Raw genomic sequence first — 11861 nt, 5'->3', positions numbered from 1 at the left:
ACCATGCCCATCGACCCGCGGACCCCGGTACTCATCGGCTACGGCCAGGTCAACCAGCATGACGACAATCCCGGCGTGGAACCCGTGGACCTGATGGTGGCGGCGGCCCGCGCCGCGGCCGATCCGCGGGTGCTCGAGGCGGTCGACTCGGTCCGCGTCGTCAACGTGCTGTCCTGGCGTTACCGCGACCCGGGCCTGCTGCTGGCTCAGCGGATCCGCGCGAAGAACGCCGCAACCCGCTATACCGGGGTCGGCGGTAACATCCCGCAGACCCTGGTCAACCAGGCGTGCCTGGACATTCAGGCGGGGCGCACCGGGACCGTGCTGATCGCGGGCGCCGAAACCTGGCGCACCCGAACCCGATTGCGGGCCAGCGGCGCCAAGCCGCGATGGACGAGTCAGGACGACACCGTCCCGCCTGCTGAGCGCGTCGACGAGGACATGCAGATGGCGGGGGACGCCGACATCCGGATCAAACTGGACCGGCCTGCGTATGTGTATCCGATGTTCGAGCAGGCGCTTCGCGTCGCCAACGGTGAGCCCGCCGACGAGCACCTGCGCCGCATCGGGGCGCTGTGGTCACAGTTCAGCGGGGTGGCGGCGAAGAATCCGCATGCCTGGAGCCGCGAGCCGCTGGCGCCGCATCAGATCTGGCAGCCCAGTCCGCGCAACCGGATGATCAGCTGGCCGTACACCAAGCTGATGAACTCCAACAACATGGTCGATCAGGGCGCGGCGCTGGTCCTGACGTCTGTCGACAACGCGCGTTTTCTGCAGATCCCTTCGGAGCGTTGGGTTTTCTCGTACGCTGGGACGGATGCACACGACACCTACGCGATCGGTGAGCGGGCCGAGTTCCATCGCTCGCCCGCGATCCGGATCGCGGGACGGCGGGCGCTGCAGCTGGCGGGCACCGGAGCCGATGACATCGAGCTGATTGATGTCTATTCCTGCTTTCCGTCCGCCGTGCAGGTGGCGGCGAACGAACTGGGGCTGCCGCTCGGTGATCCGGCCAGGCCGCTCACGGTGACCGGTGGGCTGACGTTCGCCGGTGGGCCGTGGAACAACTACGTCACCCACGCGATCGCCACCATGGCCGAGCGCCTGATCGCCAACCCCGGCCAGCGCGGGTTCGTCACAGCCAACGGCGGTTACCTGACCAAGCACAGCTTCGGTGTGTACGGCACCCAACCGCCGAGTCACGAATTCCGTTGGGAAGACACGCAGTCCGAGGTCGATCGGGAGCCGACCCGGCATGGGTTGGTGGAGTGGACGGGTGTCGGCACGGTGGAGACGTGGACCACGCCGTTCAACCGCACCGGCACCGCGGAGAAAGCCTTCCTTGCCGTCCGCACCCCCGACGACGCACGCGCGCTCGCGGTGATTCCCGACGCCACCGAGGCCGAGGCGACCATCCGCGACGACATCGCGGGCGCCAAGGTTTCGGTCAACGCCGACGGCACCGCCAGCCTGCTCTAGCGCCGTCTGGGTTCACGGCGCGCCCGTCGGCACGTCGGTGTATTGCGGCACGTATCCGTCAGAAGAGAACGTGAACCCCTTGCCGCTCGACTCGCTCAGGCACGACACCCCGGATTCCTGGACGTTGCAGCGGAATCCGGCGGCCGCCAGAATCTTGTTGAACTGCAACACCTTGGCCGACTCCGACGGGAGCGCGAACTGCGGTTGGTCCAGTTCGACGAACTGGGGGTCGCCCTCCTTCGCGACGACGATGGCGTTGGTCGAATCCGGTTCGCCGTCGACGCCGAGCCCCGACTGCCAACTGCTCGCGGCCTGGCAGCCCGCTTTGGTGTGGGTCAGTATCGCGCACTTCCACTTGCCGCTCGGCGTGGTGAAGTAGTACCCGGTGGTGTCGCCATCGTGTCCGACGTAGTCGAAGGCGTTGACGAGGTGCGCGTTGCTCGGCGCAGGTGACGGCGCCGCGCTGGGCGCGGCGGTGGGCTGGCTAGGGGTGTCCGAGGTGTTGACCACGGTCGCGCCCGAGCACCCGGCGGCGAGCACGGCGATCGCGCACAGCGTGGTCAGACGGTGGCGGATCAAGCGTCTCCCCATGGTTCACGGGACCGGATCTGCGTCTTGATGTCGTCGAGTCCTTCCCAGATGTTGACGTTCATCCCGGCCAGCACGCGATTCTCGCCGTCCAGCCAGTACGCGGTGAATTCACGCTTCGTGACGTCGCCGCGGAACACGACCTTCTCATAGTGGGGCGCGTGGCCGACGTACTCCATGCCGAGGTCGTACTGGTCGGTGAAGAAATACGGCAGTTCGTCGTACTCGGCGTGTTTGCCGAGCATCCCGGACACGGCGACGGCGGGCTGTTTGAGCGCGTTGGCCCAGTGTTCCGTGCGGATCCGGGTGCCGTACAGCGGGTGCTCGGCAGCGGCGATGTCGCCGACGGCGAAGATGTCGGGGTCGCTGGTGCGCAGCGACGAATCCACCAGCACCCCGCCGTCGCCGGTGGCCAGCCCGGCCTGCTCGGCGAGTGCGATGCTGGGGGCGGCCCCGACGGCGACCAGGACGGCGTCCGCGTCGACGGTGGCGCCGTCACCGAGCCTGAGCCCGGTCGCTTTGCCGCTTGCGGTGGCGATCTCCTTGACCGAGGTGCCGAGCCGCAGGTCGACGCCGTGTTCGCGATGCAGTGCGGCGAACACCTCGCCGAGTTCGCGGCCGAGGGCGGCCATCAGCGGAAGCTCGGCCATCTCGACGACGGTGACGTTGACTCCGCGTTCGCGGGCGCCCGCGGCGATTTCGAGTCCGATCCACCCGCCGCCGATGATCGCCAGCGAAGAGCCTTCGACCAGTGCGGAATTCAGCGCGTCGGCATCGTCGAGGGTGCGCAGGTAGTGGACGCCGGCGGCGTCGGCACCGGGAATCGGCGGCCGCCGGGATTGAGAGCCGGTGGCGAGGAGCAGCTTGTCGTAGCGCACGGTGCTGCCGTCGGGCAGGGAAACGGTATGGGCTGACGGGTCGATCGCCGAGACCTCCGTGCCGAGTTGCAGCTCGACGTGGTGGTCGCGATACCAGGCCGACGGGTTCGCGGTGAAGTCGGCGACCTGTTTTTTGCCTGCCAGGTATTCCTTCGAAAGCGGCGGACGCTCGTAGGGCAGGTGATCCTCGGCGGCAAACATCACGATATGGCCGTCGAAATCTTTGTCGCGCAATGCTTCTGCAGCCTTGGCACCCGCGAGGCCGCCGCCGACGATGGCGAATGTGGACGACGTTGTCATGTCAGATGAGCCTACTCGCCGCCAACATCTCCTTGAGGGTCCTGGCATTGCGAATCGCATGGCCGCCGAGGTCGTTGTTGAAGTAGACGAGTACCCGCCTGCCCTGTGCGTGCCATTCGGCGATCTGGTCGGCCCACTGCCGCAGTTCCGTTTCCGGGTAGGCGCCCGCGTACAGGGAATCCTGTGGCGGTCCGTGCAGCCTGACGTACACGAGGTCGCTCGTGGCGATGGGGATGCACCGCAGCCCCGCCCCGCTCATCACCACATACGCGGCGCCGTGCCGTTGCAGGATCTCGTAGACCGCGGGATCGTCCCACGTCGGATTGCGCAGTTCCATCGCGACGGGAATCCAGTCGGGCATCAGGCGCAGAAACTGGTCAAGCCGCGCGTCGTCGCGTTCCATCCCCGGATGCAGCTGAACCAACAACGCCTCGCGCCGGTCGCCGAGTGCGGTCCAACACCGCTCGAACCGCTCGATCCACGGCTCAGGGCTGCCCAGCCGCCGGTAGTGCGTCAGCCCGCGGTGCGCCTTGACCGACATCGTGAAGCCTGCAGGCAACCGCTCACGCCACCCGGCGAACGTGGCGTCCTTCGGCCACCGGTAGAAGCTGGCGTTGAGCTCGACGGTGTCGAACTCCTCGACGTAGCGGGCCAGCCGCTTGGCCACCGGCAACCCAGGCCGGTACAACACATCGGCCCAGTGGTCGTAGGACCACCCAGACGTGCCGACGCGAATCATGGTTGGGGCTGCACCGCGGTGCGCAGCTGGTCGTCCAATGAGACGCGGACTAACGCGGCCGACAACGCCGCGTTGGCACCTCTCGCGAGCGCACCGAGCTCGTCGGGATCGCTTGGCAGCCCGAGTTGACGGGCGGCGGCCACGGCCCGCTTGTCGAAGTACGGCCTGGCCCACGGCCACACGTCCTGCGCCTCCCGCAAGAAAATGTCCGCGCCGGTGTCCCCAATTCCCTTGAACCGCTTGAGCAGACGGGCCGTGCCCGAGACATCACCGGTGGCGAGGTTCCGCAGATCGCCGCCGTAGTCGTCGCGCACGGCCGCCGCGATGTCGGCCAGCCGGGTCGCCGAACTCTCGTCGTAGCGGACGTAGTGTGCGCGGCCGAAGGCGTTGATCATGTCTGCCCGGTCGGCGGCGAGCACCGTTTGCGGAGTGCGCAGCCCCGCCCGGAACAATTCGCGCGCGGCCCGCACCGCGATGGTCGCGTCGATCGGCTTGCTCGCCAACATGGCCAGCGTCAACAGCTGGAACAGTGGCATGGGTTGGTCCTTCAGCCGGATACCGGCCTCGTCAGCGTACGTGGTGCCCGCATGCTTCAGAAGATTGCGAACCACCTGCTTGGTGTCCACCTCGGCTGGCGTACCCGCGCTATTTCGGCGGCAAACTCTTGGCGTAGTCGACACCGCGCGTCACCCAGGACCGCAGTTGGCGTTTGGTCGTCACACCGTCGGTGGACGCCCGAACCCAGCCGCGGGTTTCGCGTCCCGCCATCACCATGGGTTCGACGTGTTCGCGGCCCAGCAGCTTCTCGGTCTCCTCCGGTGGCACACGCACCATCAGACCGCCACGGCCGCTGGCGCACACCGACATGTTGCCGTTGATGAGAAAAGCCAGCCCACCGAACATCCGCTTTTCGTCGACACCGCGCTCGGTCGCGATCAGTTCGCGGATACGGTCGGCCAGGTCCTCGTCGAAGGCCATGGGAGGGACGTTAGCGCCCGGCGCCGACATTCACTCGGCGTCGGCGCGGACCGTCCATGACCCGACCCTGTTGTACGCCGAGTCGTAGATGTCTTGTTTGTCACCTGGTTCCAGTGCATCGAAGTCGTCCATGGCCCCACCCCAGTACCTCAGAATCCTTCCCAGCTCAGCGCGGGCATCCGCATCGTCGGGCAGGTTCACGTCAAGCACGAATCTCACGGCTGTGAGGTACCCGATTTCGGCGTCCAGCCCAACTTCGGCCCGAGCTTTTCGGCCATGTCCGTGACGATCTGGGCGTAGTCCTGCTCGTCGAAGGTGAACGGCAGCGCGAACGCGACCTCGTCGGCCCGCTGGAAGCCGGCGTGGCCGGACAACATCTCAGCCAGTTCGTCGGAGGTGCCGACGTAGTCGGGAGAGAACAACATGCCGCGAGGACCCTGCGGCGGCTTGGTGCGCTCGAGGCGGGCCGAAGCGTAGGCGCGGTACTTCTCGATCTGCCCGCGAGACGCCGAATCGGTCGGAATCACCACCAGCCCTTGTGACACCCGGCCCTGCGGGTGATGCGCCAGGAACGCGTCGATGTGCTCGGCCTGAATGGTGGCGAAATCCCGCGATTCGGTGCCTTCGATGCTCACCACGGAACTGGTCATGTAGTTGATGCCCTGCTGGCCTGCCCAGATCGCCGACGACAGGCCGCCGCCGTACCACGCCCGCGACGCCAAACCCGGCGAATGTGGCTGCACCCGCCTGGTGAAGTCCTCGATGCCGACCTTGCCCTCGAAATCGCTCACCGGATCGCCGCGCAGACACTCCAGCAGCCGCGACACGCGGTCCTTCGAAAAGTTCTCCAGCGCATGGGTTTCCGGGTAGAGCTTGGTTTTGTAATGCTCGTAGAGCATCGGTGTGCCGACGGACACGCCAGGGTTGACCCGGCCGCCGGACAGGATGTCGACCGTCGCGAGGTCTTCGGCCAAGCGCAGCGGATTCTCGAGGGCGAGTGGGATCACCGCCGTGCCCAACTCGATCCGGTTGGTGCGCTGGCTGGCGGCGGCCATGATCGCGACGGGGGAGGAGATTCCCGGCTGCAGGTGCCTGCAACGCAGCCAGACGCTGTCGAAGCCGAGCGCCTCGGCGCGCTCGATCATCGACAGCGTCTGCTCGTGCCCGGGGCCCGGGTCGGCTTCGTCGAATCGGCCGATGGTCAGGAACCCGAGCTTGCGCAACGGCTTTCCGACCACGGGTCAGGCCGCGGCGGTAGCGGCCTCGGCCGCGGGCTCGAGCGCCTGCGCGACGATCTCCGCGACGTCGGTCATCGGCTTGACCTCCAGTGCGTCGAGCACATCAGCAGGCACATCGTCCAGGTCGGGCTCGTTGCGCTGCGGGATGAAAACCGTTGACAGGCCTGCCCGTTGGGCGGCAAGCAGCTTCTGCTTGACCCCACCGATGGGCAGCACGCGGCCGTTCAGCGTCACTTCGCCGGTCATGCCGACGTCCGAACGGACCTGCCTGCCGGTGGCCATCGACACCAGCGCGGTCACCATCGTCACACCCGCCGATGGACCGTCCTTCGGCACCGCGCCCGCGGGCACGTGCACGTGGATGCGGCGGTCCAGCGCCTTGGGGTCGACGCCGAGTTGCTCGGCGTGTGAGCGGACATACGACAACGCGATCTGCGCCGACTCCTTCATCACGTCACCCAGTTGACCGGTCAACTGCAGACCAGGCTCACCGTCGGTCGACCCTGCCTCGATGTAGAGCACATCGCCGCCGAGACCGGTGACCGCGAGACCCGTCGCCACACCCGGCACCGCCGTGCGTTCCTCCGATTCCGGCATGAACCGCGGACGACCAAGGTACTCAACGAGATCCGGCTCATCAATGATGAGGCTCGTCGATCCTCGTGATGCCAGCTTCGTGGTGACCTTGCGCATCGCTTTGGCCAGCAGCCTTTCGAACTGCCGGACACCAGGTTCGCGGGTGTAGTCGGCCGCGATCTTGCGCAGCGCTGAATCTGTGACCTCGACTTCATCCATGGTCAGCGCCGCGCGCTCCCGCTGCCGGGGCAGCAGGAAGTCGCGCGCGATCGCGACCTTGTCGTCTTCGGTGTAGCCGTCGATCTGGATCAGCTCCATGCGGTCCAGCAGCGCAGACGGGATGTTCTCGATCACGTTGGCGGTGGCTAGGAACACGACGTCGGACAGGTCGAGATCCAGTTCGAGATAGTGGTCGCGGAACGTGTGGTTCTGCGCAGGGTCCAGCACCTCGAGCAGCGCCGCCGACGGGTCGCCGCGGTAGTCGGAGCCCACCTTGTCGATCTCGTCGAGCAGCACGACAGGGTTCATCGACTCGGCCTCGCCGATCGCGCGCACGATACGGCCGGGCAGGGCGCCGACGTAGGTCCTGCGGTGGCCGCGGATCTCGGCCTCGTCGCGCACGCCGCCCAACGCAACGCGAACGAACTTGCGGCCCAACGCCCGTGCCACGCTTTCACCCAGCGACGTCTTGCCGACACCGGGAGGACCGGCCAGCACCATCACCGCGCCGGAGCCGCGGCCGCCGACGACCGCCATGCCGCGCTGGGCCCGCCGTGCCCGCACCGCCAGGTACTCGACGATGCGGTCCTTGACGTCCTCCAGACCGTGATGGTCCGCGTCGAGAACCTCGCGGGCGGCCCTGAGGTCGGTGGAGTCCTCGGTGCGTGTGTTCCACGGCAAGTCCAACACGGTGTCCAGCCAGGTGCGGATCCAGCCGCCCTCGGGGCTCTGCTCACTGGACCGCTCCAGCTTGCCGACCTCGCGCAGCGCCGCCTCGCGCACCTTCTCGGGGAGGTCGGCGGCCTCGATGCGGGCCCGGTAGTCGTCGGACCCGTCCGGCTCGCCCTCGCCGAGTTCCTTGCGGATCGCCGCCAACTGCTGACGCAGCAGGAACTCCTTCTGCGTCTTCTCCATGCCCTCGCGGACGTCCTCGGCGATCTTGTCGTTGACCTCCACCTCGGCCAGGTGGTCGGTGTTCCACTCGATCAGCGCGCGCAGTCGCTCGGCCACGTCGGGCGTCTCCAACAACTGCCGCTTCTGCACCTGGGTCAGGTACGACGCGTAACCGGCCGTGTCGGCCAGCGCCGACGGGTCGGTCAACTGGTTGACGAAGTCGATGATCTGCCACGCCTCACGTCGCTGCAGGTAGGCAAGCAGCAGCTTCTTGTATTCCGCGGCAAGGGCACGCGTTTCGTCGGTGGCAGCCGGTTCGGTGACCTCGGTCACCTCGACCCACAGCGCGGGCCCCGGCCCGTTGACGCCGGCGCCGATCTGCGCGCGGCCGTTACCGCGCACGACCGCAGCTGTTCCACTGCCGCCTGCCAGGCGACCGACCTGCACGATCGAGGCCAGCACGCCGTAAGACGGGTAACGGTCCTCCAGCCGGGGTGCGATGAGAAGCTCGCCGGACTCGCTGGCCCGTGCGGCGTCGACTGCTGCGCGCGCCACGTCGTCCAATTCGATGGGCACGACCATGCCGGGCAGCACGATCGAGTCACTGGTGAAAAGGATGGGCACAACACGCGTTGTCACATTGGCTTCAGCCATGAATCCTCCAAAGTTCAGTCAGATCGACTCAACCCTGTGGTGTGAGGATTTGTTCCCCGCTCCAACCACCCATCCGGGCGATGCCCGGCTGTGCTGTCGGCGGTGACCCTGACCTGCATGTCTGCGTGGCGGCTGCGCGAATTTCACGACGACGACCTCGACAAGGCGATTTCCGTCTGGGACCAGAGTCGTAGCCCCGACGAACCGCATCCGGTCTTCGGTGTCTCCGAGGTGATCGCCGCCGCCAAGGCTGGGCAGCCCGCCGTCGTCGCCGTGGTGGGTGAGGATTTGGTCGGCATGGCGGCGGCGCAGCAGCACGGCGAACGGGCGTGGATTTCGATGGTCGCGCTGAGCAACCGGTGGCGTAATCGCGGCATCGGCAGTGCCCTGCTCGGCGATCTCGAGGTTCGGTTACGCACCCTCGGCGCTCGACGCATCAGTGCATTGCTGCCCGCCGACGCCACCGGGACCGCAGCCTTACGCAACTCGGGCTACACCGAACGACCCGACTTGCGCTACTTCGAGAAGCTCGACCACGTCGGGCCGTCCGATGCGGGGCTGCTGGCGGCGCTCGGCGGGCAAGTGATGCCGCATGGCCTGTGGCAGTCGCTGGCGGGCATGGCGGCCGAGAAGCGGGTCATCGAACGGCGTATCGTGATGCCGCTTGCCGAACCCAATCTGGCTGAGCAGTACGGAGTTTCGCCGCCAAAGGCGGTGGTGTTGTTCGGGCCGCCCGGAACCGGCAAGACGAGCTTCGCCAAGGCCGTAGCGGGCAGGCTCGGCTGGCCGTTCGTCGAACTGTTCCCGTCGCGTCTCGCGGCCCCCGACGTCGCGATGACCACCGCGCTGCGCGAAGCATTTGTCAACCTGATGGACCTCGATGCGGCAGTCGTGTTCATCGACGAGGTGGAGGAGATCGCGGGTTGCCGGTCGGGAATCCCCTCCGACCCCGCGCACGGCGTCACCAATGAGCTGCTCAAGCTCATTCCGGCGTTTCGCCGACGCGACGAGCGGTTGTTGATCTGCGCGACGAATTCGGTGCGCTCGCTGGATTCGGCGTTTCTGCGACACGGGCGATTCGACTACATCATTCCGGTCAGGCCACCCGACGAGGTGGCGCGCGGCGCGATCTGGCGGCGCTATCTCAACGTCAACGCTGATGTCGTCGAGGTGGACAAGCTGGTCGAGGCGAGCGGAATGTTCACACCGGCGGACATCGAGTTCGCCGCCCGCAAGGGCGCACAGTCGGTGTTCGAGCGCGAGGTCGAGTTCCGTCGCGGCGAGGCCGCCTGTACCGACGACTACCTCACCGCCATCGCCGACACTCGCCCGACGTTGACTGCCGAGATGGTCGCCGAGTTCGAAGAGGACATCGCCTTGCGCACCCGACTGTGAGCCCTGGAATAGGGTCGACGGCGGCACCGTCGTAGCTCGCATGACCAACACCATCACCAACTACGTCATCGCCATCACCGGTGCGAGCAGCGGTATCGGGGAAGCCACCGCACGCCTGCTCGCCGGCCGCGGTGCCGCAGTGGTGCTCGGAGCGCGCCGCACCGCACGCTTGGACCGGATCGCGGCGGAGATCACCGCGGCGGGCGGCAGCGTCGCCACCGTCGCCGTGGACGTCGGCGTTCGAGCGGATCTCGACCGACTCGTGCACACCGCCGTCGATCGCTTCGGGCGCCTCGATGTGCTGGTGAGCAACGCGGGTGTCGCTCATCTCGGTCCACTTGCCGACGGGGACGTCGACGAATGGACGGCGATGATCGACGTCAACGTGCGGGGGGTACTGCACGGGATCGCCGCTGCGATGCCGGTTTTCCAGCGGCAGGGCCGCGGCCACTTCGTCACGACGGTGTCGACGGCGGGCCTGCGGATCGTTCCCACGATGGGCGTCTATGCGGCGACCAAGAACGCGGTGCGCACGGTGATGGAAGCGTTGCGCCAAGAGTCGACCGACGGTGCGGTGCGGACGACGTCGATCTCGCCTGGCTACGTGCGCACCGACCTCAGCAACATGGCGGACTTCGGTCTCGAACCCGAGGCCGTCGCACGAACCGTCGCATTCGCCATCGAGCAACCGCATGACGTCGAGATCGGCGAAATCGTGATCAGGCCAACGGTTCAGAACTAGCTCACACAGCAGGGAGCCTGCCGTTCGGGGGTGACGGCAGGCTCCCTGGTTGTGGGTGGCACTCAGGCGGACGCTTGCGCTCCGAGCACGCGCTGGATGTCCGGCTTCATCTGTTGCAGCTGCTGACCCCAGTAGCCCCAACTGTGCGTTCCCGTCGCCGGGAAGTTGAACACGCCGTTGGTGCCACCGGCCGCGACGTAGTTGTCGCGGAAGGTTTGGTTGGTGCGCAACGTGAATCCCTCGAGGAACTGCGCGGCCATCAGATTGCCGCCGTCGTCACCGACGTCGAGATCCGATGGGGTGCCGGTGCCGCAGTAAATCCAGATCCTGGTGTTGTTGGCCACCAACTGCGCCATGTTGACCATCGGGTCGTTGCGCTTCCACGCCGGGTCCGACGACGGGCCCCACATGCTCTCGGCGTTGTAGCCGCCAGCGTCGTTCATCGCCAGCCCGATCAGCATCGGCCACCAGCCCTCGGACGGGTTGAGGAAGCCGGAAAGCGATGCGGCGTAGATGAACTTCTGCGGGTAGTAGATCGAGTACGTCAGCGCCGTGCTGCCTGCCATCGAGATGCCGACCACCGCGTTGCCGTTCTGCGACACGCCCTTGTTGGCCTCGAGATAGGCGGGCAGTTCCTGGGTCAGGAACGTTTCCCACTTGTAGGTGTAGTCCTGGCCGTTGCCCCGCGACGGCTGATACCAGTCGGTGTAGAAACTCGACTGGCCGCCCACCGGCATCACGACCGACAAGCCCGACTGGTAATACCACTCGAACGCCGGCGTGTTGATGTCCCAGCCGTTGTAATCGTCCTGGGCACGCAGGCCGTCGAGCAGATACACCGCGTGCGGGCCGCCGCCCTGGAACTGCACCCGGATGTTGCGGTTCATCGCAGCCGAGAACACGTCAAGGTACTCGACCGGCAGACCCGGTCGGGAGAACGCATTGGCAGTCGCTGAACCCCCGACGAAGCCGATCAGCCCGGGCAGGATCGCCGCCGCAACGGCGCTCACCGCCAGTCGGCGGGACCACTTGGTCCGAAACCTCTCCAATAACTTCATAACGGCAACCAACCCACCTTTCATTACTTGCCACAAAGCAATTGCCGTTGCTTCGGGCGTAATGAAACCCGGTCACGCGCGCCTTCAGCCGTTCCGACACAGCGTTGCGAAGTCGCGGTTGGC

12 protein-coding genes are annotated in these 11861 nt (G+C 66.8%); 3 read left to right on the top strand and 9 right to left on the bottom strand.

Annotation, left to right across the window (positions count from 1 at the left end; genetic code table 11):
* Positions 1–3 precede the first annotated feature (3 nt).
* Positions 4–1479: an acetyl-CoA acetyltransferase gene (locus ACGFK1_RS31820; RefSeq protein ID WP_393439425.1), complete on the top strand. Its 1476-nt coding sequence runs from the start codon at positions 4–6 to the stop codon at positions 1477–1479.
* Between the two features lie 12 nt (positions 1480–1491).
* Here ACGFK1_RS31820 and ACGFK1_RS31815 read toward each other — a convergent pair whose 3' ends face one another.
* From ACGFK1_RS31815 to lon, 8 genes are read right to left on the bottom strand one after another with little or no spacing between them, the layout of a single operon-like run.
* Positions 1492–2055, bottom strand: a complete 564-nt coding sequence (locus ACGFK1_RS31815) for a hypothetical protein (RefSeq protein WP_393439554.1) — start codon at positions 2053–2055, stop codon at positions 1492–1494.
* Entirely contained in the window at positions 2055–3245 is a 1191-nt protein-coding gene (locus ACGFK1_RS31810; protein ID WP_393439422.1) for an NAD(P)/FAD-dependent oxidoreductase, read from the bottom strand. The genes ACGFK1_RS31815 and ACGFK1_RS31810 overlap by 1 nt, the downstream gene beginning before the upstream one ends.
* Before the next feature lies 1 nt (position 3246).
* The gene (locus tag ACGFK1_RS31805) at positions 3247–3984 is read right to left on the bottom strand and encodes a DUF72 domain-containing protein (protein ID WP_393439420.1); all 738 of its coding nucleotides are present in this window, start codon (positions 3982–3984) and stop codon (positions 3247–3249) included.
* Positions 3981–4610, bottom strand: a complete 630-nt coding sequence (locus tag ACGFK1_RS31800) for an endonuclease (RefSeq protein ID WP_393439417.1) — start codon at positions 4608–4610, stop codon at positions 3981–3983. Before ACGFK1_RS31800 ends, ACGFK1_RS31805 begins: the two co-directional genes overlap by 4 nt.
* 19 nt (positions 4611–4629) lie before the next feature.
* Positions 4630–4962 carry a TfoX/Sxy family protein gene (locus ACGFK1_RS31795; protein WP_393439414.1) on the bottom strand — a complete coding sequence of 111 codons (333 nt, stop codon included), beginning with the start codon at positions 4960–4962 and terminating at the stop codon, positions 4630–4632.
* Between the two features lie 30 nt (positions 4963–4992).
* Positions 4993–5181, bottom strand: a complete 189-nt coding sequence (locus ACGFK1_RS31790; RefSeq protein WP_393439411.1) for a hypothetical protein — start codon at positions 5179–5181, stop codon at positions 4993–4995.
* Positions 5178–6200 carry an LLM class flavin-dependent oxidoreductase gene (locus tag ACGFK1_RS31785; protein WP_393439408.1) on the bottom strand — a complete coding sequence of 341 codons (1023 nt, stop codon included), beginning with the start codon at positions 6198–6200 and terminating at the stop codon, positions 5178–5180. Before ACGFK1_RS31785 ends, ACGFK1_RS31790 begins: the two co-directional genes overlap by 4 nt.
* A gap of 3 nt (positions 6201–6203) precedes the next feature.
* Positions 6204–8543, bottom strand: coding sequence for an endopeptidase La (gene lon, locus ACGFK1_RS31780; protein ID WP_393439405.1), 2340 nt, complete (start codon positions 8541–8543; stop codon positions 6204–6206).
* Positions 8544–8660: 117 nt separating this feature from the next.
* On the opposite strand from lon, the gene ACGFK1_RS31775 reads away from it, so the two are divergent.
* On the top strand, positions 8661–9938 hold the full coding sequence (locus tag ACGFK1_RS31775; protein ID WP_393439402.1) for an ATP-binding protein: 1278 nt from the start codon (positions 8661–8663) through the stop codon (positions 9936–9938).
* A gap of 40 nt (positions 9939–9978) precedes the next feature.
* The gene (locus ACGFK1_RS31770) at positions 9979–10680 is read left to right on the top strand and encodes an SDR family oxidoreductase (protein WP_393439400.1); all 702 of its coding nucleotides are present in this window, start codon (positions 9979–9981) and stop codon (positions 10678–10680) included.
* A gap of 62 nt (positions 10681–10742) precedes the next feature.
* Here the strand turns inward: ACGFK1_RS31770 and ACGFK1_RS31765 are convergent, their stop codons facing one another.
* Positions 10743–11738, bottom strand: coding sequence for an esterase family protein (locus tag ACGFK1_RS31765; protein ID WP_393439397.1), 996 nt, complete (start codon positions 11736–11738; stop codon positions 10743–10745).
* Positions 11739–11861: the final 123 nt, after the last annotated feature.

Source organism: Mycobacterium sp. NPDC048908, from assembly GCF_043197955.1.
Lineage (GTDB): Bacteria > Actinomycetota > Actinomycetes > Mycobacteriales > Mycobacteriaceae > Mycobacterium.
This window is presented reverse-complemented; position numbering and strand designations above follow the sequence as displayed.